This window comes from Candidatus Planktophila versatilis (genome assembly GCF_002288265.1).
In the GTDB taxonomy this organism is placed as follows: domain Bacteria; phylum Actinomycetota; class Actinomycetes; order Nanopelagicales; family Nanopelagicaceae; genus Planktophila; species Planktophila versatilis.
In genome coordinates, this window is the sequence record NZ_CP016778.1 from 1,093,900 (window position 1) to 1,119,651 (window position 25,752).

The window sequence follows — 25,752 nt, forward strand, 5'->3', positions numbered from 1 at the left end:
CCTTAAATTTCTTCTACTGAGCTTGGCTCAACTCGTGACAAGTTGATACCTAGTTCTTCGGCGGCACGGAAAATCTCTTCATCGTTATCGCGCATTTCAATTGCGACACCTTCTGAAGAGAGGACTTCGACATTGAGGCAGAGTGATTGCATTTCCTTGATAAGCACCTTAAATGATTCTGGGATGCCTGGTTCTGGAATGTTCTCGCCCTTCACAATGGCTTCGTAAACCTTGACGCGTCCGAGAACATCGTCAGATTTAATAGTGAGCAACTCTTGGAGTGTGTATGCGGCGCCGTAAGCTTCAAGTGCCCACACTTCCATTTCACCAAATCGCTGACCACCGAATTGAGCCTTACCACCAAGTGGTTGCTGAGTGATCATTGAGTATGGACCAGTTGAACGTGCGTGAATCTTGTCATCGACCAAGTGGTGCAGCTTCAAGATATACATATATCCAACTGAAATTGGAGTTGGGTATGGCTCGCCAGAACGACCGTCAAAGAGACGGGCTTTGCCGGAACGACCAATAAGTTGGTTGCCATCGCGGTTTGCAAGTGTTGATGAAAGCAGACCTGAGATTTCATCTTCAAGTGCACCATCGAATACCGGTGTTGCCAGGTTTGTTCCTGGTGCTCCCTTTTCGGCGCCGATCTCCTTGAGGTGATCTGCCCATGCTTCAGAGACTCCGGAAACATCCCAACCTGTCTTTGCCACCCAACCGAGGTGCATTTCAAGAACCTGTCCGACGTTCATACGTCCTGGAACACCAAGTGGGTTCAAGACAACATCAACTGGAGTTCCATCTTCAAGGAATGGCATATCTTCCACTGGAAGGATCTTTGAAATAACACCCTTGTTACCGTGGCGACCAGCAAGCTTGTCACCATCTTGAATCTTGCGCTTCTGCGCAACATAAACGCGAACCAATTGGTTAACGCCAGCTGCAAGCTCGAAGCCTTCTTCTGATTCAAAGATCTTTACGCCGATAACTTTTCCTGATTCACCGTGTGGAACCTTAAGAGATGTATCGCGAACTTCGCGAGCCTTCTCACCAAAGATTGCACGAAGTAGACGCTCTTCTGGTGTGAGTTCAGTTTCTCCCTTAGGAGTTACCTTTCCAACCAAGATATCGCCTGGCACAACATCGGCGCCAACGCGGATGATTCCGCGCTCATCGAGATCTGCCAGAACTTCTTCAGAGACGTTAGGGATATCGCGTGTGATTTCTTCGGCACCAAGCTTGGTATCGCGGGCATCGACTTCATACTCTTCAATGTGAATTGAGGTCAGTACATCGTCTTGCACTAGGCGCTGCGAAAGAATGATCGCATCTTCGTAGTTGTGGCCTTCCCATGACATAAATGCCACGAGTAGGTTCTTACCAAGAGCCATTTCACCGTTTTCGGTACATGGACCATCGGCGATTACTGAACCAACTTCAAGCTTCTGACCTTCAGTAACTACAACCTTCTGGTTGTAAGAAGTACCTTGGTTAGAGCGAGTGAACTTAGCAAGTGAATATGTTTGGTAGGTACCGTCATCGCCCATGACCTTAACTTCGTCAGCAGCAACTTCAGTTACAACGCCAGCCTTTGTTGCCATGACTACGTCACCGGCATCGACAGCTGCGCGAAATTCCATACCAGTACCGATAAATGGTGCTTCTGCACGCATCAACGGAACTGACTGACGCATCATGTTAGAACCCATGAGTGCGCGGTTTGCATCATCGTGCTCGAGGAACGGAATCATTGCTGTTGCAACAGAAACCATCTGACGTGGTGAAACGTCCATGTAATCCACTTCATCAGCGATGATGTATTCAACTTCGCCACCGCGACGACGTACAAGTACGCGTGCTTCTGCGAAGTGATTGTCATCTGTCAATGGCGCATTTGCCTGAGCAATGATGTGCTCGTCTTCTTCATCAGCTGTGAGGTAGTCAACCTGATCGGTGACCTTGCCCTTTACAACTTTGCGATAAGGAGTTTCGATAAAACCGAACGCGGTAACGCGACCATATGTCGCAAGGGAACCGATAAGACCGATGTTTGGTCCTTCTGGAGTTTCGATTGGACACATACGTCCGTAGTGAGATGGGTGAACGTCACGCACTTCAAAGCCGGCACGATCACGTGAGAGACCACCGGGCCCGAGGGCTGAAAGACGACGCTTGTGTGTGAGACCTGAAAGTGGGTTTGTCTGATCCATAAACTGTGACAACTGAGATGTTCCGAAGAACTCCTTGATTGATGCAACAACCGGACGGATGTTGATCAAAGTCTGAGGAGTAATTGCTTCCACATCTTGGGTTGTCATACGTTCGCGAACAACACGTTCCATACGTGAGAGTCCGATACGTACTTGGTTCTGAATGAGCTCGCCTACTGTGCGAAGACGACGGTTACCGAAGTGATCGATATCGTCTTTCTCCACGCGAACTTCGCGGCCGTAATCCATTGTGAGATCTCCGCGGTGCAGCGCTACGAGGTAGCGAAGTGTTGCCACGATATCTGAAATGGTGAGCATGCTCTGTGATAGCTCAAGGTCAAGACCGAGCTTCTTATTAACCTTAAAGCGACCGACCTTAGCCAAGTCATAACGCTTAGGGTTGAAGTAAAGGTTTTCAATAAGGTTCTGTGCCGCTTCCTTAGTTGGAGGCTCACCTGGACGCATCTTGCGATAGATATCAAGAAGTGCTTCATCTTGAGTCTTAACAGTGTCCTTATCAAGTGTTGCCATCATGGAAGCGAAGTCACCAAACTCTTCACGAATTTGTTCATCGGTCCAACCAAGGGCCTTAAGGAATACTGTGACAGATTGCTTACGCTTGCGGTCGATACGAACGCCAACGAGATCTTTCTTATCAACTTCAAATTCAAGCCAAGCACCGCGGCTAGGAATAATCTTTGAAGTAAATACATCTTTATCTGAAGTCTTTTCAATCTGACGTTCGAAGTACACGCCAGGTGAGCGAACGATCTGTGAAACAACAACGCGCTCGGTTCCGTTAATAACGAATGTTCCGCGTGGTGTCATGACCGGGAAGTCGCCCATGAAGACTGTCTGAGACTTAATTTCGCCGGTCTCGTTATTTGTAAATTCTGCAGTCACAAAGAGTGGCTGCGCATATGTCATGTCGCGCTCTTTGCAATCAGCAATTGAATGCTTAGGTGGCTCGAAGCGATGGTCACGGAATGAAAGTGACATCGTTCCTTGGAAATCTTCGATTGGTGAAATCTCTTCAAAGATTTCTTCCAAACCGGACTTCGAAGGAAGTTCTCCTCGATTTGTGTTAGTTGATTGTGCAAGACGTGCTCGCCATAGATCGTTTCCTAGTAACCAGTCAACGCTTTCAACTTGCAGCGCGAGCAGATTAGGAACTTCTAGCGGTTCACGGATCTTTGCGAACGAAATACGACGGGGGGCAGTTGAACTCTTTTTCGCGGCCAAGAGATGTCCTTCCAGACAAAATTCACTTTTATGTGGACACGCACAATTAGAAGGTCGCCGCCGCTATATGCAAAGACCTCTAGAAAAATATGCGAAGGGGAAGAGTAACTCCTCACCCCCCGTTGGGGCAAACCGAGTGCTTATACCCCCAAATCCCCCCGCTTGTCTGCCCTTTGGGGATAAAAAAACCCGGCTCCACGAGGGAACCGGGCTTTTTAGTTAAGAATTTACTTAACAGTGACCGTTGCGCCAGCTGCCTCGAGGGCTGCCTTTGCCTTATCTGCTGTCTCCTTATTTACCTTCTCAAGAAGGGTTGCTGGAGTTGCATCAACTAGATCTTTTGCTTCCTTAAGACCAAGTGCTGAGTTCAGGTTACGTACTTCCTTGATAACAGCAATCTTCTGTCCGCCTGCTGCTTCAAGGATGACTGTGAATTCATCTTGTGCTTCTGCTGCGCCGCCACCTGCTGCTGCGCCGCCACCTGCTGCTGCAACTGGTGCTGCTGCTGTTACATCGAACTCTGTTTCAAATGCCTTGACGAACTCTGAGAGTTCAACAAGTGACATTTCCTTGAACTGAGTCATTAAATCTGCTTGTGAGAGCTTTGCCATTTTGTATTGTCCTTTTCTTTATTCCGCTGGAGTTTCTGCTGCATCTGTTGCTTCTGCAGCAACTTCAGCGACAACTTCTTCTGTTACAACTGCTTCAGCAACTGGTGCCTCGGCTGGAGCTTCTGCAGCTGGTGCCGCTTCTGCTACTGGAGCTGCTGCTGCAACTGGTGCTGCAGCTGGTGCTCCTGCTTCCATCTTGATGCGAAGTGCATCGAAAGTACGCGCTGCCTTAGCAAGCGAGCCCTTCATGGCACCAGCAAGCTTTGCAAGAAGTACTTCGCGAGACTCGAGGTCTGCGAGCTTCATGATCTCTGCTGTTGTAACAAACTTTCCTTCGTAGATTCCACCCTTAATGATTAGGAGTGGGTTCTCTTTCTGGAAGTTCTTCAGGTTACGAGCTGCATCGATTGCATCGCCCTTAATGAATGCAACAGCTGATGGGCCAGCAAGGAGATCATCAGAGATCTCAACGCCAGCATTCTTTGCTGCAATCTTGGTAAGAGTGTTCTTTACGACGCTGTACTTGGTATCTGAACCAAGGCTGCGGCGTAGCGCCTTCATCGAAGTCACGGTCAGACCGCGATATTCGGTGAGGTAAGTCGCTGTAGCTGACTTGAAATCTTCAGTCAGTTCAGCAACTGCTGCTGCTTTATCTGGGCGAGCCATTCGGTTCACCTTTCGTTAGTTGTTCAAGGTGACTACAGGCAATAAAAAAATCCGTGACGCGTAAATGCGCACGGATTAATGTGAACACCTACGCGGGCTGAGATTCCTCAATTATCTTGAGCTCTTGCGAGCTTAAGACCTGCGGTCTTTGGTTATGGGTAAATCTTAAGCAGGGGATTGGAACTGGTCAAATCCCCTGCCTAATAGAGCTAGTTAGCTGATGGCTCGCGTGTGAGGTTTGGATCTACCGCGATTCCAGGTCCCATCGAAGATGAGACAACAGCCTTGGCGATGTAGCGACCCTTTGATGAGTTTGGCTTCACGCGAAGAACTTCTTCCAGGGCAGCTGCATAGTTATCTGCAAGCTGATCTGCAGTAAATGATGCCTTGCCGATGATGAAGTGAAGGTTTGAGTTCTTATCAACGCGGAATTCAATCTTTCCACCCTTGATGTCATTAACAGCCTTAGTGACATCTGTTGTCACTGTTCCTGTCTTTGGGTTTGGCATGAGGCCACGAGTTCCAAGAACTTTACCGAGACGACCAACCTTGGCCATCAAATCTGGTGTTGCAACAACTGCATCGAAATCTAGGCGACCCTTTGATACTTCATCAATGAGTTCATCGCCTCCGACGATATCTGCACCAGCAGCACGTGCTTCTTCGGCACGCTCTCCGTTAGCAAATACCAAAACGCGTGCTGTCTTTCCTGTGCCGTGTGGCAAGTTAACAGTTGAGCGAATTGCTTGGTCAGCCTTCTTTGGATCCACACCTAGTACGAGTGCAACTTCAATAGTTGAGTCGTACTTAGTTGTTGTTGTCTCTTTCGCAAGTGTGACTGCTTGAAGAGGTGTGTAGAGGTGGTCTTTGATGACCTTCGCTGCTACTTCGGTGTACTTCTTTGAGCGCTTCATATCTTCCTTCTTTCTTGTATTGCTACAAGTTTTCGGTTGTGGTTAGCGAACCAGCGCGGTTCTCCCACATCTTTATGCCACTGTGACACAAAGAAATTTATTTACGAGACTGTGATTCCCATTGAACGGGCAGTACCGGCGATGATCTTTGCTGCGGCATCGATATCGTTGGCATTGAGGTCAGCCATCTTTGTTGTTGCGATCTCCTTGACCTGAGCCATGGTGATGTTTGCAACCTTAGTCTTGTGCGGAATAGCAGATCCCTTTTCAACGCCAGCTGCCTTAAGAATGAGGCGTGATGCTGGAGGTGTCTTGGTGATGAAGTCGAATGAGCGATCCTCATAGACGGTGATTTCAACCGGAATGATCTGGCCCTTTTGTGATTCAGTCGCAGCGTTATATGCCTTGACGAACTCCATGATGTTGACACCATGCTGACCAAGTGCCGGACCTACTGGTGGTGCAGGTGTTGCTGCGCCAGCTTGGATCTGCAACTTGATGAATCCGGTGACTTTCTTCTTTGGTGCCATTTCGCTTCTCTTTTCCTATTCGTATTTTCGTAAAGTTCGTTAGAGCTTTTGTACCTGGGTAAATGAAAGTTCTACTGGGGTCTCGCGACCGAAGATAGAGACCAATACCTTGAGCTTTGCCTGCTCTGGCATGATCTCGGAAATTGATGCTGGAAGTGTGGCAAATGGGCCATCCATTACGGTGACTGATTCTCCTACTTCGAAATCAATAAATTTAATATCTGCTTTATCGGCAGCTTTCTTTGGACGTGGTGCAAGAATCTTCTCGACCTCACCCATGCTCAGTGGACTTGGGTTGTGCGCGTTACCAACGAAGCCTGTGACTCCAGGAGTATTACGAACGACTGACCAAGATTCATCAGTGAGATCCATGCGAACAAGAACGTAGCCAGGATAGATATTGCGCTTAACCATCTTGCGCGCACCATTCTTAACTTCCATTACCTCTTCTTCTGGAACTTCAATCTGGAAGATGTACTCCTCCATGTTCAGGGTGTGAATACGGTTGGCAAGGTTGCCCTTTACCTTCTTCTCATATCCAGCATAAGAGTGGATTACATACCAATCACCAATTGCGGCGCGCAGTGTGCGGCGGAACTCGGCGTTGGGATCATTCTCATCAGATTCAATATCGCCATCTTCATCACTTGCCAGCGCCAAATCTGAGTTCGACTGGTCATCGATAGCTTCAGAAATTGGCTCGGCTACAAATTCAGCAACAGGGGTTGCAAGATCATCAGCGTTGGCAGCAAGGGCTGCCTCAAAGGCATCTGGCGCCGGAGTATTAGAAGTAATTTCTTCAGTCATCTCGCTCAATTCCTTATCCGAATACCCAGAAGACAACTTTGGTGAGAACAAAGTCGATGATTGAAACGACAGCAATAATAAAAGTCACGAATACGAGCACGACGGCGGTGTAGGTGGTCAACATATTTCGGGTTGGCCAAACAACCTTCTTCAGCTCTGAAAGAACTTGGCGGTAGAAAAGTCCAACGCGCGCAAAAATCCCGAGCTTCTCCTCGGTAACTTCAACTGCATCAGTCATGATCTTCCTTCTCTTTCATCTTTCATTCGGTACATCGGTTGTAAAACATCTTGCAGGGCAGGAGGGACTCGAACCCCCAACCGGCCGCTTTGGAGACGGCAACTCTAGCCAATTGAGCTACTGCCCTTCGCGACGAATTTTCAGGCGCGCCAAGGCGAGGAAGAAAATCATCGTGAGCGTCGAAGTGTAAGGGCAGGGGGCGGCTGGAGTAAAACTGGCTAATTCTGAGGTGGCCAGTACCACCATTTCTGAGCGTGCCAGAGATGCGGGCCATGGTGCAGACTTCGCGTATGAGCAGAATCTCCGCACGAATTTCAGCTATCGCAGAGTCAGCCACATTGGCAGTAGATGCAAAAGCGAAAGCACTCAAAGCAGCAGGTCGACCAGTCATTGGATTCGGAGCTGGTGAACCAGATTTTCCCACCGCTGATTACATTATCGAAGCAGCTGCTGCTGCAACCAGAGTCGGCGCAAATCATCGCTACACACCCACACCTGGCCTTGCCGAACTACGTGAAGCAATTGTGGCAAAGACAAAGCGTGACTCACGCTATGAAATTACCGTCGATCAAGTTCTTGTTACCAACGGTGGCAAGCAAGCGGTCTATCAAGCATTTGCCACAATTATTGATCCAGGTGATGAAGTCATTTTACCTTCACCATTTTGGACAACCTATCCAGAAGCAATCAAGCTTGCCGGTGGAAAGAGCGTTGAAGTATTTGCAGATGAGTCACAAAACTATTTAGTGACAGTTGAACAGTTAGAAGCGGCCCGAACACCAAAGACGAAGGCTTTACTGTTCTGCTCCCCTTCTAATCCAACTGGTTCGGTCTATTCACCTGAGCAAGCAAAAGCAATTGGCGAATGGGCTGTGAAGAACAATGTGTGGGTAATCTCAGATGAGATCTATGAGCACCTACTATATGACGGTGCTAAAGCTCCATCACTTCCAGTGTTGGTTCCAGCACTTGCTGACACCTGCATCATCATCAACGGAGTTGCCAAGACTTATGCCATGACTGGTTGGCGTGTGGGTTGGATGATCGGGCCAAAAGATGCCATCAAAGCAGCAACAAATCTGCAGTCTCATCTGACATCAAATGTTTCCAATGTTTCACAGCGCGCAGCGATTGCCGCAGTTTCTGGAAACCTTGATGAAGTACACAAGATGGGTGAAGCATTTAACCGTCGCCGCAAATTAATTGTTGGACTTCTCAATGAGATTCCTGGCTTTGATTGCCCCACACCACAGGGTGCTTTCTATGTCTATCCATCTGTAAAGAGCGCACTCGGTAAAACTATTCGTGGCAAGGTTGCAAATACATCTGCCGAACTAGCCACAATCATCTTAGAAGAAGTTGAAGTTGCTGCTGTTCCTGGAGAAGCCTTTGGGCCTTCGGGATACTTGCGATTCTCCTATGCCACCAGCGATGAAGATATCGTTGAAGGTATTGGGCGGATCAAGAAGTTACTTACAGAGTAACTCCAACTAAATTAACTTCCGTCTCTAAGGTAATACCAAACTTCTCATAGACCTTCTCTTTGGCAACGTGTGCCAGCTCGAGAATATCCTTGGCAGTTGCATTACCCGCATTGGTAAGTGCCAGCACATGCTTGGTCGAAACTCTTGCACCACCGTGTGCATCACCCTTATGTATCCCCGAGTTTTCAATCAGCCAGGCAGCGCTTGTTTTCACACGACCATCAGATGTTGGCCACTGGGGGGCATCTGCTGGAAGCTTCGCTGCGACTTCTGGCGAAACAATAGGGTTGGTAAAAAATGAACCAGCAGACCAGGAATCGCGATCTGTTTTGTTGAGCAGCATTCCCTTCATAGCGCGCAGCTCTAATACCGCTTTACGGGTTTCAGCTACCGGTGCTTTCTCGCCCACCTCAATTCCTAATTTTGTGGCAAGTTCGGAATAGGTAATCGGTGTGGTGATTTCACCTTGGCGCAGATTGAATTGCACATCAAGAATGACATAGCGCCCGGGATGAGATTTGAAGTGAGAGTTACGATATTCAAATTCGCACTCAAGGTTGGTAAATGTTTTGATCTCTTTCTTCTGGCGATCATAGGTGCGCACCCGAGTGATGAACTCTGAAACCTCATGTCCATAGGCACCAATATTTTGAATAGGCGCCGCTCCCACACTGCCAGGAATTCCACTCAAGGTTTCCAGGCCGGCAAAGCCACGTTCCAGTGTGGTCTTCACAAAATCATCCCAATTTTCACCAGCGCCAATGGTCAGTGTTGCACCGCTACATGCATCAATTTCAGATTGCAGCGAGTGATTGACAATGCGAATAACGGTTCCCTCAAAGCCAGTATCTGAAACCAAAATATTTGTTCCACTGCCAATAATAAGTATTGGGGAATTGCCAGCGGTTTCAATGGCAGCGATGATCTCTGCTTCAGTGCCTACTTCGACAAACTTTTTGGCAGGCCCACCTACGCGTAGTGATGTGTAATCGCGTAAATCGGCCATGTGCTTAGGCTACCTGCGCGGACTCAATATCGCAGTCTTGCCTCTGAAGCGCTCAAGAATGCGGTCGTAATTCTTCTTCGATTGCACTTCGCGATATTCAGGCTCGCTGTCGTGATACCCATGATGGCGTCCTTGTTCAAGGGGTAGCTCCATCTGCAGCAAGCGGCCATTTCCATGACGAAGAGTGAGTGAGAATTCAATATCTGCATTGCGATAGAAAAGTGCGCGGTTGCTAAATCCACGCACGGCCAAAGCATCCTCACGATGCATTGCCATGAAGTAACTAAAGAGAACATCTACTTCGCCGGCACCTTTATCTTCAGTACTGCGCCAATCATCTTCCAGATTTACTAGTCCCCCGCGCCAGCCGACAGCTACAAATTCTCTTTTTTGTAGTTCGGCAAGCACTGGCGTGATTGCATCGCCAGTGAAGGTCGTCGATGGATCCATGATGATAATGAATTCACTTGTCACATTGCGCAGGAGCGCATTGGCATTCTCGCCCCAGCCAAAGTTTTCATTGACTTGAACTAGTGATGTTCGTGAATCTAGCTGATCAACAAGAATTCCAGGATCGCCAATTACCAGGATGGCAATCGCACATTGGCTATGGGCCTTAATCGATTCAATACAAGTCGCTGCATCCTCGTGAAATCCTTCGACAATGATTGCCACTGTGATCTCGAATTTGCCTGAATTAATCGGGCGGATATCGCGAGTGGATTCATATACTGGAAAACGCTTCTTAGGACGCAGTTCATATCCCCCAGCGCTATCAACAACTTCAAAGCCGGCAGCTGCAATCTCATCACGCAGTTGATCAGAGCGGGCAAAGTTTTTCTCAGCGCGAGCAGCTAATCGAGCCTTGGCTAACTCGTGTACCGAATCGGGTGCACTCACTTTCGCACCACTGCTTTCGCCATTCCAAGTACTTTCACGCCAGCAGAGGTTGCACTTAAGCTCAGTGAAATCTTTCCATCGACTACTTCACTCACCGTTGCACTGACGGTCAGGTCAACGTTTTCACCTGCAGGAATGATTACTGGCTTGGTAAAGCGAGCACCGAATTCCAGAACGTTGGCGGCGCCCCCGGCAAAGTCAGAGATGTACTTACCCACCAGCGCCATGGTGAGCATGCCGTGGGCAATGACGTTAGGAAGGCCCACAGAGAGTGCGAACTCTTCATTTTGGTGAATAGGGTTTTGATCACCTGAGGCATCGGCATAGCTTTTGAGCATCGCGCGATTAATAGAGAAGACTTGTTCTGGCAACACTGTGCCCACTTCCATCATGCGCGCACCACCAATGTGGACCAAGCAGATATCACAAGGGCGCCTTCACGATGTAGATCAGAGCGAACGGTAACTATTTCATTTCCAGCAGCGACTCGGTAACTTTCAATAGTTGCAGCGCAGGTAAGTCCATCACCGGCCTTTACCGGTGAAAATATTTCAAACTTCTGATCACCATGAACTAGGCGTGACCAATCAAGGCCAATCTCTGGTTGGGTGAGGATTTCTTCAAATTGAGTCAGTGTGATGCGGATAGAAAATGTAGGTGGAGCAATCGATGTATCTGTTTCGCCAATAACAGCACAGAAGGCATCGATTTCAGATTGAGCAATTTTTATGACATCTGTACCGGCGAAGGTGCGCCCGACCGAATCGGGGTTGAGCATTAGCGGGTTTCGCGGTGAAGAGTTGAAGACTTGCAACGTGGACAGAACTTCTTGAGTTCCATGCGGTCTGGATCGTTGCGGCGGTTCTTCTTGGTGATGTAGTTACGCTCTTTGCAATCCACGCATGCCATGGTGATCTTTGGACGTACGTCCGCGCTCTTACTTGCCATGGTCTTAACTCCTTCGTAGATGTTGCACTAAGCGGAGCTCAGATTACCCGAGCAACCTTCAATGGTGAAATCCGTGCGTATTTCGCACTTGATTATTAGTAGCGGAGGCGGGATTTGAACCCACGACACAGCGATTATGAGCCGCTTGCTCTACCAAGCTGAGCTACCCCGCCAAGGGCGTGCATATTAAATTGTTGTTCGAGCCCCCCACCGGAATCGAACCGGTGACCTTTTCCTTACCATGGAAACACTCTACCGACTGAGCTAGGGGGGCAATGGTAGAGAGTGAAGTCTAGGGCTTAAGGCCTAAAGTGAAAAATTGCCGTGGCAAATGAGTTAATTACAGGAGCAGCGATCGGCTTCCGCGACTCCCATTAAGGCCTCTTCTATATGCTCCCCGCAGCCTTGCCATGTTGGTTTTGCGCACTTGGTGCATTGAACTTTGCTACACATATTTCCTCCTAGAAATACTTTCTGAAAAACTTCCTAATCTTATTCCGAATCGTAGAAGTTTGCTGCATGGGCGAAAGCTTGAGCACTCGGTCTTTGGCTGGCTCATCAGGTGTGATGACATCTGTGATGGCAGGAGAGTTCTGATCAAGTGAATCCGCAATTCTGCCGATATTGGCAACAATAGAGAGCCCGCGGACAATCTGATCTTGGTCAACATCATCTCCATCTTCAATCAGTGTTCCGGCCAGGACTGAGCCTGCCTCACGTGCATCATCTGTTGGTGAAGAGGCATCATCATTGATGTCATCTGGTATCTCAACGTGAGCTGAAATTGCATAGCTGGCAGCCGATAGCGCCACTGCAATTTGTTTCTGGGTTGAATCTGCAATTCCACCTTCTACCGCGGAATCAAAGAGTGTTCGGGCAATCATGCGCACCTGCACCAAGGTGTGCTCGGCGGCAATTCCTTCAATGTAGATATCTTCGGCTTCATCTTTTTCAGCAGTAGGAAACCATCTCGCATGACTTCGAGCTTCCACTGATTGCGCGCGGATGGCCGGAACTTCTTCCACTAAAAGTCGCGCACGTGCCAACCAGCTGCCGGCATCCTTCTGGGTATATCCGGCGGCAACACCTTCTGACATTTCAGCAAGAAGAGCTGCTGCTTTAGTGCTCACATTTCTGATCTGGATTTGTGCACGTCCCACTGGAGTATTGGGATGTGAAAAGTAGGAGAAGAGGATTGCGATTGCGGCACCGATGAGAGTTGATCCCAGTCTGTGAACGGCAGTGCTCTGCGAAATTCCTGGTCCAATAACAATCAGTGCTGTTACTGGCACGTTGACCGAAGCAACTTCACCAAGATGCAGCGCTCTTGCTATGACGGCGCAGAAAATAATTGTTGTGGCAACTGCGATGAAGCCAAAGTTAAAGACACTGACGGTAAAGAGTGCGATACCTGCACCCACAGCCGTTCCAACAATTTGGCCAAAACCTTCGCGCATAGATTTATGCAGAGAGATGCGAATACTCAAGGTGCAGACAATGGCAGCGACTACCCCACCATCTTCGATGAGTAGATCTCCCACAAACCAAGAAACGCCACCTGCTAAACCGGCGACCAGAATCTGGCGAACCCAGTTCTTCCGGTTCTTAAAGAGGTTAACTATTTTTCTAATCATTAAGGAGGAGTTTACGCCCAACCAACCCCTTTATGATTAATCCATGCCCGGCCACGTGACTGATAGCACCCAGATTCGCAACCTAATCAAAGAATCAAGAACGATTGCGATTGTGGGAGTTTCAGATAAGCCTGAGCGGCCAAGTTATGGTGTGGCCAAATACTTACTTGAACACTCGCATTACACAGTCTTTCTTGTAAATCCGATGCTAGAGACAGCACTTGGAGAAAAGGTTTATCACTCACTGAGTGAAATCCCAGAACATATCGACTTAGTTGATGTCTTTAGAAAACCTAGTGACTGCATGGAAGTTCTTGCAGATGCAATCGCAGTTGGCGCAGATGCAATCTGGCTGCAGCTCGGAATTACTAGCCCAGAAGTTTTAGAGGCAGGTGCTGCAGCTGGAATGAATGTGGTGATGGATCGGTGTCTGAAGGTTGATTACAGTAACTTCTTCTAGTCCCGGGCAATAGGACTAGTTAGTTTTCTCCTGGAGTACGAGTGATACTGAATTAATACACCAACGCTCATCAGTTGGAACGTCATAGCCTTCACCGGAAAATACATGTCCAAGGTGTGAATCACACTTGGCACAACGCACCTCAGTGCGAATGCGTGGTGCTAGTGAACGGTCTTCAATCAGAGTCACTGCATCATCTGTAGTCGGTGCATAAAAAGATGGCCAGCCGCATCCGGAATGAAATTTAGTGTCAGAGGTAAAGAGAACGTTGTCGCAGGCTTTGCAGAGATAACTACCGATTGTGTCGGTATCGGTGTATTCACCGGTAAATGCTCGCTCTGTGGCACCTTCACGAAGTACGGCATAAGACAGCGGATCAAGGCGAGCCTTGAGTTCATCCTCGTTAATTGGTTTCATCTCAGAGCTCCTCCACCAGTGTTGAGGAGAGAAAAATACCCGAGCCCATCGGAATTGGGTAATCAGAAAGATTTATCCATTGAACTGAAAAAGGACACGGATGACAAATATGTTGCGGGCATCTATACCTGCACCTACCCTTAGCCATGGCTAACAAGGGCGGTAATTGTGAAATATAAGTCTGTTAAAGGATTGCTCACCAACGATGAGTCTCTGATTCCAACAAATTTCATCGATAAGCTCGAAGACCTCTTACATGGTTTTCTTGGAATAGTTCTATTCGGCATCTCTATCTTGGCTGCCGGATACACCTTGCAACGCCTCATCGAGACCAGACCATTCTTCCCACTTGGAATGATTCAGGGAATTAATGACATTTTATTTGTTGTCATCATTCTTGAAATCATGCGCACCGTCATTGTGCGATTTACCGATGGAATATTCCAGCTCGAAAACTTCCTCATTATCGGCGTTATTGCAGCTGTCCGACACATCCTTACTGTGGGTGCATCTCTTACGATGCAAGAAGAAAAAACAGATCAATACTTCAATCGTGCGCTCATTGAAATGGGTGTTAATACTGGAATTGTTCTAGCTCTTGTCTTTGGCCTATTCCTAGCAAGGGCTGCACGAAAGCCAGATAAGAGCCGTTAAGAAAACAAGTTACTCAGTAAATCCGAACTACTCGGCCTCCGAAATACCACTCTGTAAAAAACACGCTTCCACTTGAATTAACTGCAACGCCATGGGGGCTATTTACCGCGCCCTCTATTACATCAGGGGCAACACTTTCGCCATCCTTTATCTGATTCGGCCAACCTTCACCGCGCTCAGGCTTGATACTGGGAATAAGAATTTCTACGTTGCCGGCAAGGTCCACCGAAAGCATCGCCCCATAAAGATCAGTCACAATAAGAAGATCATTACGAATGGCAAAGGATGAAGGACCGATCATGGCTTCAGAACTTACTGATTTCACATATTCGCCATCGAGTGTGAAAAAAACAATTCTTTTATTTCGTCGGTCAGCAATGACCACAAATGATTGCGGTCCACGGGTATCAATAAGAATTCCATGGGGACAGTTAAAAACTAGCGAAGTTGAAGAACCATCAAAGCTTTGAGAGCTGCCATCGGGTCTAATGCGGTGAACTAAACTCTCCCCATATCCATCACCAATCCAGATATCTCCCTGGTACGGGCCCGCTTCTTCAACAATGGCAAGCGTTGTGGGTTTCCATGTGACGGCGTCGCCTTCGGAAGTGTTAGGTCTTGAGATTTTTCGTAGCACTTCGCCTTTACGATTAACCAAAAGCACTTGCGCAGCCTCCGTGCCACCCGGATCACAGATCCAGAAAGAATCATCACTGGAGTTCGAAACCACGGTAATTCCATGCAGGATTGCTGCATCAACATCAACTCTAGTAAAGCTTGCATCTTCTGGATTTAAGACAATAAATGCGCGTCCACCAGGGGATTCAAAAACTATGTGACCATCGCTCAAGATTCCAATGCCCGAATGCATCCATCCATCTCTGGGATTGCCACTAAAAAGTGTTTTCCAATTGACCTCGTGTGGAATTGAATTGGGTTTAGACATCTCTCTACAACCGACCAGCCTGGTGAACTCGCTTGAGGAACTCTTGCGTCTTTGGGTTCTGCGGGTTATGCAGGACTTGCTCCGCACTTCCACGTTCAATGACGTTACCTGATTCAAGGAAGCAGACTTCATCGGCAACCTGGGTTGCAAAACCCATTTCATGTGTGGCAAGGACCATCGTCATGCCATCACTTTTTAGGTCACGCACAGCAGAGAGAACTTCATTTACTAAGACTGGATCAAGTGCTGATGTCACTTCATCTAGAAGAAGTAAGCGTGGGTTAACTGCAAGTGAGCGAATGATTGCCACTCGCTGTTGCTGTCCCCCACTCAAGCGATCTGGATACTGATCTGCCTTATCGGCTAAATCAAATCTTTTCAGCAGCTGTGTGGCATGAGTATTGGCCTCATCCTTGCTCTTGCCATGGACTTTGATCGGCGAAAGTGTGATGTTCTCTAAGACTGTTTTGTGTGGGAATAAGTTAAAGGATTGAAAAACCATTCCCAAGCGGCGGCGAACTTCATCAACATTCATCAGTGGGTCTGAAATCTCTTGCCCATCAAGGAAAATTTGACCATCATCGATTGATTCCAGCAGATTGATGCAGCGCAAGAGCGTTGATTTACCGGACCCCGAGGCGCCAATAAGCACGGTGGCGGTGTGCTCTGGGACCGAAAGCGATAGATCCTGGAGCACAACTTCTTCGCCAAATGACTTTCGAACATTTACCAGCTCTAAGACGTTGCTCATTAAATTGCACCTTCAGAGTTCTGGGCACTGGTGCGTTGCCTGATGGCTCGGTCTGTGTAACGAGTCATCGGGATAGTGATGAGCAAGAACAAGATGGCGGCGACAACATATGGCGTGTAATTAAAGGTACGGCTTGCATTAATCTGAGCAGCGCGCACAGCGTCAGTGACACCCAGAATAGAGACTAAACCGGTGTCTTTGAGCAGTGAGACGAAATCATTGAGTAGCGGTGGCACAACGCGACGTATTGCTTGCGGCAAGACAACAAAACGCATTGTCTGCCCGGAAGTTAATCCAAGGGAACGAGCTGCTGCCCGCTGACTTGGGTGAATAGATAAAATCCCACTTCGAATGACTTCTGCCACATAGGCGGAATAGGTGAGCACAACAGCCACAGTTCCTAAGAAAATTACATTACTTGATACGCCAGTAAGTCCTAAAGCTGGAACACCAAAACCCACTAGCAAGATAATCAAAATCAGCGGTGCACCTCGGAAGATATCAACATAGGCGGTAGCTAAGAATCTAAAGGGAGTAAGCGCTGGTGATTTTGTAGTGCGCAGCAACGCCAAACCAAGTGCGATGACACCGATTGCTGCCCCACCAATAAAAGTTAACTGTAAGTTGATCCAAAGCCCGCGAAGGACAGTGGGAAAGACTTCCCGGCCGTAATCAATATCAAAAAAAGTTGCCTTAACAGTTTCCCAGCCTGGTGAAGTCACAAGAATTGCGGCGAGTGTGCCGAGCACAAAAATAGAAGAAGCCGCGGCAATACCTGCTTGCCTGCGGCTTATTGATCGGCGAGATTTACGACGCTCTAATTCACGTGAGCTTGGCGACCAAGCAGAGTTTTGCTTCTCTGACATGGTCGCCAAACTACCGTGTTTACTGCTGAGTTTCTATTAAGGCTTTAATACAGGAGCGCCAGCATCAGTTGCTAGCCACTGATCTGTAATTGCGGCCAGTGTTCCATCAGCGGTAATGGCATCAACTGCGCCAGTAACGCAAGATGTGAGCTTGCTGCCCTTTGAAAGCAAGAGACCGAACTGATCGCCTGCACCAGTTGATGGAAGTTGTCCAACAATCAGTCCGTTTGGAACTTCAACACCTGATAGATAGAAGGCAGTTGGAAGATCTACGACGAGACCGTCAATCTGCTTGTTCTTCAGTGCTGACACACCAGCTGCATTGTCGTTAAATACCTGTGGCTTGACGCCAATCTGATTTTCAACTGCATCAAGTGAGGTTGTTCCCACAGCTGCGCCAAGCTTGGCGTCCTTAAGCTCTGCAAGTGAAGTCTTTCCTTCAATCTTGCTTCCCTTAAATGAAACGATTGCTTGTGGGGCGGTGTAATAAGGTGAAGAGAAATCAACTGCCTTCTTGCGATCTTCAGTGATTGAGAATTGCTGCAAGTTGAAGTCAAACTTCTTCTCCCCTGGGGTGACAGCTGAATCAAATGTGGTGCGGACCCATTCGACATCTGCAGCATCAAAGCCAAGCTGCTTAGCTACTGCGTAAGCAACTGCGCCCTCGAAGCCTTCACCAGATTCTGGCTTGTCATCGATAACCCATGGGTAGTAAGCAGGTTCGCCAGTTGCGATTGTCAGCTTACCTTCAGTGATTGTTGCTAGATCTGCCTTTTCACATGATGCAGCTTGTGATGATGAAGATTCTCCAGACCCACATCCTGTGAGTGTGAAAGCTGCTGCGATTACTGCTACCGCGAAAATTCCGAAACGTTTTTGCACGTTAACTCCTTAAGGTCGAGGCGTGATGGATACTGGATAACAGTATTAACCGAGTCCATGAATGTCGACCCGCAAATCAACCGCAGGAAGCCCAGGAAAGCAAAAACGCCCCTCGTTATGAAGGGCGTTACTGGTGGCGGGTGAAGGATTTGAACCTTCGAAGGCAGAGCCGGGGGATTTACAGTCCCCTCCCATTGGCCGCTCGGGCAACCCGCCAGGGTCATACAAGTCTTACGGCGCTTTGGTAGTGCGAGCGGCAAACGATACCTTAGGCGCTGGAACTTTAAAAATCACAGGGGAGCCTCACAACAATGGCTGACAGCAGTTTTGACGTAGTCTCAAAGATTGACCGGATGGAGCTAGATAACGCCATTAATCAGGCTATTCGCGAGATTGATACCCGCTTTGACTTTAAGAACACCGGTGCAAAGATTGAATTAACAGGTGACAAGATTGCAATTGAGGCAGATACTGAAGAGCGCGCAAAGGCAACTCTTGATGTTGTCAAAGATAAGTTGATTAAGCGCGGTGTATCACTTAAGCACTTGGAAGCACCTGAACCTCAATTATCAGGCAAGATCTACAAGATCGCCTGCACTTTAAAAGAGGGAATCTCTACTGAGAATGCCAAGAAGGTTGCCAAGTTCTTGCGCGATGAGGGTCCGAAGTCAATTAAGACCCAGATTCAGGGTGATGAGCTTCGTGTGACATCTAAGAGCCGTGATGATCTGCAAGAGGCTATCGAGCAAATTAAGAATGGTAAATTTGATTTTGCTGTTCAGTTTGTTAACTTCCGCTAAGTGGCAGGTAAACGTAGCGAGTATTCACTAGGGCTACTCTTTGGAATTAGCTCCTACGTTATCTGGGGGCTACTGCCCTTGTATTGGCCACTGCTGCAACCGGCGAATGCGCTAGAAATAGTTGCTCACCGCGCCGTTTGGACGCTGGTTTTCTGTCTGATAGTTCTGGCACTGACCAAACAGATTTTCTCCACCTTGCAGTTCGTGAAGAATCCAAAGATTATGGTGGTGCTGCTACTGAGCACAATCTTGATTTCCATCAACTGGATTACCTATATCTGGGCTGTAAACCATGGACATGTGGTGGAGGCGGCTCTCGGTTATTACATCAGCCCACTCGTTATCATCGCATTCGGCATCATTATTCTGCGCGAAAAAATGCGACCGTTGCAATGGGTATCAGTTGCAATAGCTGCCTTCGGTGTATTAGTTCTCACTATTGATTATGGCCGGCTCCCCTGGATAGCACTCGCACTTGCACTCTCATGGGGTAGCTATGGGTTAGTAAAGAAGAAACTAAACCTGGGCGCCGTTGAAGGGATCACAATTGAGACGCTTATTTCGCTGCTTCCTTACGCTGGATATTTAATCTTTCTCGGCCAGCAAGGCAGCGGATCCTTTGGCCAGTCCCCTGGACTCACACTGCTCTTGATTAGCGCCGGGGCGGTGACAGCTATTCCACTTCTCTTGTTTAACGGATCTACTACTCGTTTGCCATATAGCACTATCGGGCTCTTGCAATACATCACTCCAACAATTCTATTTTCTATCGGAGTCTGGGTACGTCACGAAGAAATGCCTACTGCGCGCTGGATCGGCTTCTTCCTAATCTGGTGCGCACTAATAGCACTCGGTGTAGATCTCGTGCGATCAAGCAGAACGGTCGATAATCGCATCACAGAGGGAAAATAAAGCCCCGGTCACATCATTAACTGGCAGTGGACCAAGGGCGGTGCGCGCATCGCGTGCAATATCGAGTAACTGCGCGCGCGATTGCGCTATTGCATCGTGTGTGCGTAGCTCCTTCAATACTTGAGCAACAACTGCTTCATCTTTAATAGGTGCTTTAAGTAACTTAATGAGCGCGCGATCTTTGGAAGCAGTTGAATTCATAACATTGAGTGTGACCAAAGTGGGAATACCTTCACGTAGATCTGTTCCTGGAGTCTTTCCTGATTCATGAGACTCACTTGCGATATCAATAATGTCATCTGCTAATTGGAAGGCAATACCAATTTTCTCACCAAAGACGGTCAGTGTCTCCTTTATTTCATTGGGTGCCCCAGAGACCATCGCACCAAAGCGAGCACTGGCTGAAATTAGCGAGCCTGTCTTATCGGCTACTACCTGCATGTAATGCGCTAGCGGTGCTTGCCCGTTCTGTGGTCCTTGCGTTTCCATGATCTGACCAATAACAAGACGTTCAAATGTTGATGCTTGTAGTCGCACCGCTTCTGGTCCGATATCTGCCAGCAACGCAGAAACCTTTGCAAAGAGGTAATCCCCAGTCAAAATAGCAACGGTATTTCCCCAGCGGTTATTAGCACTTACAACACCACGACGAAGTGGTGCTTCATCCATCACATCATCGTGATAGAGGGTGGCCACGTGGGTTAATTCGCAGACAGCAGCTGATTCAATAATTCCGAACTTATTCTTATCTCCGTAGTGCGATGCAAGGATGGTCAGTAGTGGACGTAATCGCTTGCCACCAGCGGCAACTAAATGTCGAGAGGTCTCTTCCACCAGCGGGTAATCACCTTGGATATGGCTAAAGAGCAGGTCTTCGACCTTCTTCATACTTGCTTTGAGTTCAACCTCAAGGGCTGGTGCTAAACCCGGAATTCCAAAGGATGACATCAGCGAATAAAGGTGGCAGTTGTTGCGATGAAGTCAATCAGCGGCGCTGGGTAGATTCCAAGAATCAAAGTCAGCACAGATGAAACAGTAATTGTGATTGTGGTCAGCGCTGATGGAATCACTACTGATGTTCCATCTTCAACCGGATCTTTAAAGAACATCAAGACGATGACGCGAATATAGAAGAAGGCGGCAACTGCAGATGAGAGCACACCGGCGATAAGAATTGAGGTGCTTCCTGATTCATATGCAGCAGAGAAGATGGAGAACTTTCCAATGAATCCGGAAGTCAGCGGAATACCGGCAAAGGCAAGTAAGAAGAAGGCAAAGGCAGATGCTAATAGTGGTGAACGCTTTCCAAGACCGCTCCAGCGGTTAAGGTCACCCACTTCACCGGATGCATCGCGCACAAGTGTGACGATTCCAAATGCACCAACGGTGGCAACGCCGTAAGCAAAGAGATAGAAGATGGAAGCTTCTAGGCCCGTTTTACTCAAGGCGATCACGCCGGCGAGTAAGAAACCAGCATGGGCAATGGAGGAGTAAGCAAGCATGCGCTTGACATCGCGCTGGGTGATGGCAACGACTGAGCCAAAGACCATCGTGATAATTGCAATGATGACCATCGCAGGTCGCCACTGCCACTCTGCATTTGCAATTGCCACATAGAAGATGCGAAGGATTGCGCCAAATGCTGCAACCTTTGTCGCTGCTGCCATAAATCCAGTAATCGCAGTCGGTGCGCCTTGATACACATCAGGTGACCAGGCATGAAATGGCACTGCGCCCACTTTAAAGAGCAGGCCAATAGAGATAAATGCGATTCCTAGAAGTAGGAAGACATCATTGCCGGCCCCGCCAATCACGCTGGCTTGGATTCCGGCCAAAGTAATGGAACCTGAGTAACCGAAAAGATAGGCAATTCCTAGTAGGAAGAAGGCGGAAGAAAATGCACCAAGAAGGAAGTACTTAAGCGCTGCCTCTTGCGAAGCCAATCTACGACGACGGGAAAGTCCGGCCATGAGATAGAGAGGAAGTGAGAGCACTTCAAGTGCCACAAAGAGGGTAATCAGATCAGTAGCAACCGGAAATAGCAGCATTCCTGCCACTGCAAAAAGTGTGAGTGGGAAAACTTCGGTGACGCGCAGATCAGATTGCACCGCATCACGTTCTTCCTCTGAACCCGGAACTGACGCTGCTAACGCTGTGAAGTTCTCTTGATCTGCAATCAGAAATATGGATAGCACGGCGATAATAAGAATGGAACCCTGCAGCAGAACCCCCACGCCATCGAATGCAACCGAGCCCATTGCGGCATCGACTGAAGTCTGGGTGCGCACGCGCATGAGCGCTGCAAAGGATGCTACGAGTGAAAAGATTGAGACAAAGAGTTGCGATGAGTAACGCGAAGCACGAGGGGCAAAGGCTTCGATGAGTACGCCAGCTAGAGCGCCAGCCAGCACAATCAGAATGGGAGCCAGTTGGGCGTAATTAAGGGAAGGGGAGATAAATTCCATTTACTTACCTGCGCCCTCTGTTGGTATTGGATCGGTAAATCCCTGAACTTCAAGAACGTGCGCGGATGCTGGATTAATGACGTTGAGTAGCGGTGATGGATAGAAACCGAGAGCAATAATGATTGCCATCACTGGCGCAATAGCAATCTTTTCCCGCAGGTTTAAATCTGGCAGGTTCTCATTGCCAGGAGTAGTAGGACCATGCAGCGCCTTCTGCACCGGAATCAAAATATAGAGTGCGGCAAGCACGATTCCGAAGGTGGCAATGACGGCCGCAACTGGATAACGGGTAAATGTTCCCACCAAGACTAAGAACTCACTGACGAAGCTTGATAGTCCAGGAAGTGCCAGCGATGACATGCCGGCGATAAAGAAGGACCAGGCCATTACTGGTGTGACACGTTGTAAGCCACCGAAGTCAGCAATTGTTGATGATCCACGACGAGCTGCCATCCAGCCGGCCACAATAAATAGCGCGGCAGTTGAGAAGCCGTGGTTGAACATATAAAGAGTGGCACCGCTATGACCTTGAGTAGTCATAGCGAAGATTCCCATGGTGATAAATCCGAAGTGAGAAATAGATGTGTAAGCAATCAGGCGCTTGATATCAGTAGCCCCAATAGCTAGGAAGGCGCCGTAGATAATTGAGATTACAGCCAAAGTAATAATGATTGGCGTGAAGGTCTTGCTCGCATCTGGAAAGAGTGTGAGACAGAAACGAATCATTCCAAATGTTCCGACTTTATCTAGCACGCCAAGGAGTAACACAGATGTTCCTGGAGTTGCAGAGGATGCGGCATCTGGAAGCCAGGTGTGTAGTGGCCATAGTGGAGCCTTGATGGCAAAGGCGATAAAGAAACCGAGGAAGAGCAGGTTCTGTGTCGTAGGGCTCATGTAATTATGAAGCTCAGATAATTTGTTGATATCAAAGGTATGTCCGCCATTAGCACCGGAAATCACATAAAGACCAATGATTGAGGCGAGCATCAAGAGACCGCCAAAGAGGCTATAGAGCAAGAACTTCACCGCAGCAGCTGCGCGATCGCCACTGCCATATCCACCAATGAGGAAGTAGACCGGTATCAACATCGCTTCGAAGATGACGTAGAACAGGAATACATCTGTTGCCGCAAAGACACCAATCATCATCGTTTCTAGAACAAGAATGAGCATGTAGAAGACCTTGGCAGACCAACGTCCGCCTTCAGATTCTTTCCACCCAGCCAAGACCACAATGGGTGCAAGGAGCACGGACATCAGAATAAGAACGAGTGATAGTCCATCAACACCGACTGCGTAATTGATTCCAAATGAAGGAATCCATTCAACTGATTGCACAAACTGGAATGAAGTATCGGCTGCATTAAAGTTAAACCAGGTGAGTACGCCAGAGATTGCAACCAATAGCGTGGTAGCAAGTGCTGCCTGCTTAATGCGTAGTACTTGATCACTCGGAATTACCGCAAGCAGTAGCGTGCCAAGAATTGGAAGCAACATCATTGTGGTCAGCGCGTTCATTGTGTGACCACCCAAACTGCTGCAATCAGGACTACGGCGCCAATCAGAATAAGAGCAGCGTAGCTGCGGGCAAAACCAGTCTGTGTCTTTCGAAGCTCAGAACCAGCACTGAGCGCCGTACGTCCGACCAGGCGCACAGTGCCATCAACAACACTGTCATCGCCCTTAACGAGGAGTCTTGTGAGCGCTTGTCCAGGGCGCATGAATAAGGCTTCGTTAAATGAATCTTGCAACAAATCTTTACGTGCAATGCGAGTAAATTCTGTGACATTTTCTGGCGCCTCGGCATCAACATCTGAGAATTGATACTTTATCAGTGCGATAGAAACACCAATAATGACGGCAGTAATTGCCATTCCTGAAACAACTATTGCCGGCAAGAACTCTTCATGTTCACCATGCTCACCGAATACCGGTTCCAACCAATGCACGAGCCCATCTCCACGAGTAAATAAGTATCCGGTTGTTACAGATCCCACTGCCAAAACAGCCATAGGCAGCCACATCAGAAACGGTGACTCGTGCGGATGTTGATCTTCTTCCCAACGCTCTGGTGAAGTAAATGTCAGCACCATGACACGTGTCATATAGAAGGCGGTGATAGCTGCGCCAAGTAGGGCGGTAGATCCCAAGAGAATTCCTTTTATGCCACCGGCGTTGAAGGCGGTCTCAATAATTGCATCTTTGGAGTAGAAACCAGCAAATGGTGGAACGCCAATGATTGCCAGATAACCAAGTCCAAAGGTGGCAAAGGTAATGGGCATAAATTTACGAAGTGCTCCATAGCGGCGCATATTCACTTGGTCGTTCATGCCATGCATGACTGAACCAGCACCTAAGAACATGCCTGCTTTAAAGAAACCGTGGGTAAGTAAGTGCATGATTGCAAATGCATATCCAGCAGGTCCAAGGCCAGCAGCCAAGATCATGTAACCAATCTGGGACATCGTTGATGCTGCGAGTGCTTTCTTAATGTCATCTTTTGCAGTACCGACAAGGGCACCAAATATCAGAGTAACTGCTCCGACAATAACGACTAGAAGTTGCGCTGTTGGTGCGGCATCAAAGATAAAGTTAGATCGAGTAATGAGATAGACACCAGCTGTCACCATCGTTGCTGCGTGAATGAGTGCAGATACTGGCGTTGGACCAGCCATCGCATCACCAAGCCACGCTTGCAGTGGGAATTGCGCCGACTTACCTGCGGCTGCCACTAACAACATAAGTCCAATTCCAGTGAGTGCAGCAGTCGATGCCGTCTCTGAAGCTTCTTTAACTCCACTAAAGGAGACAGTTCCAAGAGTTGCAAAGGCGATCATGATGGCAAATGAAAGACCCATATCGCCAATACGGTTCATGACAAATGCCTTCTTTGATGCAGTTGCATATGACGGCTTCTGATTCCAGAAACCGATCAAGAGATAAGAAGCAAGACCTACGCCCTCCCAACCCACATAGAGGTTGAGATAGGAATCTCCGAGAACCAGCAAGAGCATGGCGGCGATAAAGAGGTTGAGATAAGCAAAGAAGCGACGTCGGTCTCGGTCATGAGACATATAAGAGATTGAATAGATATGAATCAGGGTGCCCACACCAGTAATGAGGAGTACAAAGCAGATTGAGAGTTGATCAAGTAAGAGCCCGGCATCTACGTTAAATGTTCCAACGCTAATCCAAGAAAAGAGCTTCTGCGAAAATGCGCGCTCTTCTGGCTCATGCGCAAGCATCTGTGTGAGTTGATAAATACCCACACCAAATGAACTTGCCGAAAGTGTGGTGGCGAGCAGGTGGCCCCACTTATCGGCCCGACGTCCAGCGAGTAATAAAATTACAGCTCCTGCAAGTGGCAGGGCGATGAGATATCCGAGAGATGTCGAAGTAGTCATCA

The 25,752-nt window shown here is 48.2% G+C and carries 27 protein-coding genes and 4 tRNA genes; 5 read left to right on the forward strand and 26 right to left on the reverse strand.

Features of this window, described 5'->3' with window-relative positions:
• Nucleotides 1–2 precede the first annotated feature (2 nt).
• The 8 genes from rpoB to A1sIIB76_RS05685 form a co-directional block, all read right to left on the reverse strand.
• Nucleotides 3–3,455, reverse strand: coding sequence for a DNA-directed RNA polymerase subunit beta (gene rpoB / locus A1sIIB76_RS05650; RefSeq protein WP_223298143.1), 3,453 nt, complete (start codon nucleotides 3,453–3,455; stop codon nucleotides 3–5).
• A gap of 227 nt (nucleotides 3,456–3,682) precedes the next feature.
• Nucleotides 3,683–4,066 (reverse strand): 50S ribosomal protein L7/L12, encoded by a 384-nt coding sequence (rplL, locus tag A1sIIB76_RS05655; protein WP_095675232.1) that lies wholly within the window; start codon nucleotides 4,064–4,066, stop codon nucleotides 3,683–3,685.
• A gap of 18 nt (nucleotides 4,067–4,084) precedes the next feature.
• Nucleotides 4,085–4,732 (reverse strand): 50S ribosomal protein L10, encoded by a 648-nt coding sequence (rplJ, locus tag A1sIIB76_RS05660; RefSeq protein ID WP_095684999.1) that lies wholly within the window; start codon nucleotides 4,730–4,732, stop codon nucleotides 4,085–4,087.
• Between the two features lie 209 nt (nucleotides 4,733–4,941).
• Nucleotides 4,942–5,646: a 50S ribosomal protein L1 gene (gene rplA / locus A1sIIB76_RS05665; RefSeq protein ID WP_095675234.1), complete on the reverse strand. Its 705-nt coding sequence runs from the start codon at nucleotides 5,644–5,646 to the stop codon at nucleotides 4,942–4,944.
• Nucleotides 5,647–5,747: 101 nt separating this feature from the next.
• A complete protein-coding gene (gene rplK, locus A1sIIB76_RS05670; RefSeq protein ID WP_095675235.1) occupies nucleotides 5,748–6,176 on the reverse strand; it encodes a 50S ribosomal protein L11 in 429 nt (142 codons plus the stop codon).
• Between the two features lie 39 nt (nucleotides 6,177–6,215).
• Entirely contained in the window at nucleotides 6,216–6,983 is a 768-nt protein-coding gene (gene nusG / locus A1sIIB76_RS05675; protein WP_095697179.1) for a transcription termination/antitermination protein NusG, read from the reverse strand.
• A 13-nt stretch (nucleotides 6,984–6,996) separates the two neighbouring features.
• On the reverse strand, nucleotides 6,997–7,221 hold the full coding sequence (secE, locus tag A1sIIB76_RS05680) for a preprotein translocase subunit SecE (RefSeq protein WP_095697180.1): 225 nt from the start codon (nucleotides 7,219–7,221) through the stop codon (nucleotides 6,997–6,999).
• Nucleotides 7,222–7,274: 53 nt separating this feature from the next.
• Nucleotides 7,275–7,348, reverse strand: a tRNA-Trp gene (locus A1sIIB76_RS05685).
• A 163-nt stretch (nucleotides 7,349–7,511) separates the two neighbouring features.
• On the opposite strand from A1sIIB76_RS05685, the gene A1sIIB76_RS05690 reads away from it, so the two are divergent.
• Nucleotides 7,512–8,705, forward strand: a complete 1,194-nt coding sequence (locus tag A1sIIB76_RS05690) for a pyridoxal phosphate-dependent aminotransferase (RefSeq protein WP_095697372.1) — start codon at nucleotides 7,512–7,514, stop codon at nucleotides 8,703–8,705.
• On the opposite strand, the gene A1sIIB76_RS05695 is transcribed toward A1sIIB76_RS05690, so the two are convergent.
• The 8 genes from A1sIIB76_RS05695 to A1sIIB76_RS05730 form a co-directional block, all read right to left on the reverse strand.
• On the reverse strand, nucleotides 8,695–9,711 hold the full coding sequence (locus A1sIIB76_RS05695) for a UDP-N-acetylmuramate dehydrogenase (protein ID WP_095697181.1): 1,017 nt from the start codon (nucleotides 9,709–9,711) through the stop codon (nucleotides 8,695–8,697). The genes A1sIIB76_RS05690 and A1sIIB76_RS05695 overlap by 11 nt on opposite strands.
• 9 nt (nucleotides 9,712–9,720) lie before the next feature.
• Complete coding sequence (locus tag A1sIIB76_RS05700) at nucleotides 9,721–10,611, reverse strand: glycosyltransferase family 2 protein (protein ID WP_190286229.1); 891 nt, start codon at nucleotides 10,609–10,611, stop codon at nucleotides 9,721–9,723.
• Nucleotides 10,608–11,003 carry a MaoC/PaaZ C-terminal domain-containing protein gene (locus A1sIIB76_RS05705; protein ID WP_095697182.1) on the reverse strand — a complete coding sequence of 132 codons (396 nt, stop codon included), beginning with the start codon at nucleotides 11,001–11,003 and terminating at the stop codon, nucleotides 10,608–10,610. The genes A1sIIB76_RS05700 and A1sIIB76_RS05705 overlap by 4 nt, the downstream gene beginning before the upstream one ends.
• The gene (locus tag A1sIIB76_RS05710; RefSeq protein WP_095697183.1) at nucleotides 11,000–11,389 is read right to left on the reverse strand and encodes an FAS1-like dehydratase domain-containing protein; all 390 of its coding nucleotides are present in this window, start codon (nucleotides 11,387–11,389) and stop codon (nucleotides 11,000–11,002) included. The genes A1sIIB76_RS05705 and A1sIIB76_RS05710 overlap by 4 nt, the downstream gene beginning before the upstream one ends.
• Nucleotides 11,389–11,559 (reverse strand): 50S ribosomal protein L33, encoded by a 171-nt coding sequence (gene rpmG, locus A1sIIB76_RS05715; RefSeq protein ID WP_017955317.1) that lies wholly within the window; start codon nucleotides 11,557–11,559, stop codon nucleotides 11,389–11,391. Before rpmG ends, A1sIIB76_RS05710 begins: the two co-directional genes overlap by 1 nt.
• A 99-nt stretch (nucleotides 11,560–11,658) precedes the next feature.
• A tRNA-Met gene (locus tag A1sIIB76_RS05720) sits at nucleotides 11,659–11,732 on the reverse strand.
• 28 nt (nucleotides 11,733–11,760) lie between these two features.
• Nucleotides 11,761–11,833: transfer RNA gene (locus tag A1sIIB76_RS05725), tRNA-Thr, on the reverse strand.
• A gap of 187 nt (nucleotides 11,834–12,020) precedes the next feature.
• On the reverse strand, nucleotides 12,021–13,193 hold the full coding sequence (locus A1sIIB76_RS05730; protein WP_095697184.1) for an FUSC family protein: 1,173 nt from the start codon (nucleotides 13,191–13,193) through the stop codon (nucleotides 12,021–12,023).
• Nucleotides 13,194–13,236: 43 nt separating this feature from the next.
• Between A1sIIB76_RS05730 and A1sIIB76_RS05735 the strand changes: the two genes are divergently transcribed.
• Entirely contained in the window at nucleotides 13,237–13,653 is a 417-nt protein-coding gene (locus A1sIIB76_RS05735) for a CoA-binding protein (RefSeq protein WP_095697185.1), read from the forward strand.
• Nucleotides 13,654–13,668: 15 nt separating this feature from the next.
• Here A1sIIB76_RS05735 and msrB read toward each other — a convergent pair whose 3' ends face one another.
• A complete protein-coding gene (gene msrB, locus A1sIIB76_RS05740) occupies nucleotides 13,669–14,070 on the reverse strand; it encodes a peptide-methionine (R)-S-oxide reductase MsrB (RefSeq protein WP_095685006.1) in 402 nt (133 codons plus the stop codon).
• A gap of 168 nt (nucleotides 14,071–14,238) precedes the next feature.
• Here msrB and A1sIIB76_RS05745 point away from each other — a divergent pair, with 168 nt between their 5' ends.
• Nucleotides 14,239–14,724: a phosphate-starvation-inducible PsiE family protein gene (locus A1sIIB76_RS05745; RefSeq protein WP_095697186.1), complete on the forward strand. Its 486-nt coding sequence runs from the start codon at nucleotides 14,239–14,241 to the stop codon at nucleotides 14,722–14,724.
• 13 nt (nucleotides 14,725–14,737) lie between these two features.
• Here the strand turns inward: A1sIIB76_RS05745 and A1sIIB76_RS05750 are convergent, their stop codons facing one another.
• The 5 genes from A1sIIB76_RS05750 to A1sIIB76_RS05770 all read right to left on the reverse strand — a co-directional run bounded on the left by A1sIIB76_RS05750 (nucleotide 14,738) and on the right by A1sIIB76_RS05770 (nucleotide 18,385).
• Nucleotides 14,738–15,670: an NHL repeat-containing protein gene (locus A1sIIB76_RS05750; protein WP_095697187.1), complete on the reverse strand. Its 933-nt coding sequence runs from the start codon at nucleotides 15,668–15,670 to the stop codon at nucleotides 14,738–14,740.
• A gap of 4 nt (nucleotides 15,671–15,674) precedes the next feature.
• A complete protein-coding gene (locus A1sIIB76_RS05755) occupies nucleotides 15,675–16,421 on the reverse strand; it encodes an amino acid ABC transporter ATP-binding protein (protein ID WP_095697188.1) in 747 nt (248 codons plus the stop codon).
• Nucleotides 16,421–17,287 (reverse strand): amino acid ABC transporter permease, encoded by an 867-nt coding sequence (locus tag A1sIIB76_RS05760; RefSeq protein WP_095697189.1) that lies wholly within the window; start codon nucleotides 17,285–17,287, stop codon nucleotides 16,421–16,423. Before A1sIIB76_RS05760 ends, A1sIIB76_RS05755 begins: the two co-directional genes overlap by 1 nt.
• A gap of 36 nt (nucleotides 17,288–17,323) precedes the next feature.
• Nucleotides 17,324–18,169, reverse strand: a complete 846-nt coding sequence (locus tag A1sIIB76_RS05765) for an ABC transporter substrate-binding protein (protein ID WP_095697190.1) — start codon at nucleotides 18,167–18,169, stop codon at nucleotides 17,324–17,326.
• Between the two features lie 131 nt (nucleotides 18,170–18,300).
• Nucleotides 18,301–18,385: transfer RNA gene (locus A1sIIB76_RS05770), tRNA-Tyr, on the reverse strand.
• A gap of 95 nt (nucleotides 18,386–18,480) precedes the next feature.
• On the opposite strand from A1sIIB76_RS05770, the gene A1sIIB76_RS05775 reads away from it, so the two are divergent.
• Both A1sIIB76_RS05775 and rarD read left to right on the forward strand, forming a co-directional pair.
• On the forward strand, nucleotides 18,481–18,969 hold the full coding sequence (locus A1sIIB76_RS05775) for a YajQ family cyclic di-GMP-binding protein (RefSeq protein ID WP_095675250.1): 489 nt from the start codon (nucleotides 18,481–18,483) through the stop codon (nucleotides 18,967–18,969).
• Nucleotides 18,970–19,881, forward strand: a complete 912-nt coding sequence (gene rarD / locus A1sIIB76_RS05780) for an EamA family transporter RarD (RefSeq protein ID WP_095697191.1) — start codon at nucleotides 18,970–18,972, stop codon at nucleotides 19,879–19,881.
• Here rarD and A1sIIB76_RS05785 read toward each other — a convergent pair.
• The 4 genes from A1sIIB76_RS05785 to nuoL are packed head-to-tail and all read right to left on the reverse strand — an operon-like array spanning nucleotide 19,840 to nucleotide 25,750.
• Nucleotides 19,840–20,829, reverse strand: a complete 990-nt coding sequence (locus A1sIIB76_RS05785) for a polyprenyl synthetase family protein (protein ID WP_095693952.1) — start codon at nucleotides 20,827–20,829, stop codon at nucleotides 19,840–19,842. The genes rarD and A1sIIB76_RS05785 overlap by 42 nt on opposite strands.
• The gene (gene nuoN / locus A1sIIB76_RS05790) at nucleotides 20,829–22,346 is read right to left on the reverse strand and encodes an NADH-quinone oxidoreductase subunit NuoN (RefSeq protein ID WP_095697192.1); all 1,518 of its coding nucleotides are present in this window, start codon (nucleotides 22,344–22,346) and stop codon (nucleotides 20,829–20,831) included. The genes A1sIIB76_RS05785 and nuoN overlap by 1 nt, the downstream gene beginning before the upstream one ends.
• Complete coding sequence (locus tag A1sIIB76_RS05795) at nucleotides 22,347–23,864, reverse strand: NADH-quinone oxidoreductase subunit M (RefSeq protein ID WP_095697193.1); 1,518 nt, start codon at nucleotides 23,862–23,864, stop codon at nucleotides 22,347–22,349.
• Nucleotides 23,861–25,750, reverse strand: a complete 1,890-nt coding sequence (nuoL, locus tag A1sIIB76_RS05800) for an NADH-quinone oxidoreductase subunit L (RefSeq protein WP_095697194.1) — start codon at nucleotides 25,748–25,750, stop codon at nucleotides 23,861–23,863. The genes A1sIIB76_RS05795 and nuoL overlap by 4 nt, the downstream gene beginning before the upstream one ends.
• Nucleotides 25,751–25,752 lie beyond the last annotated feature (2 nt).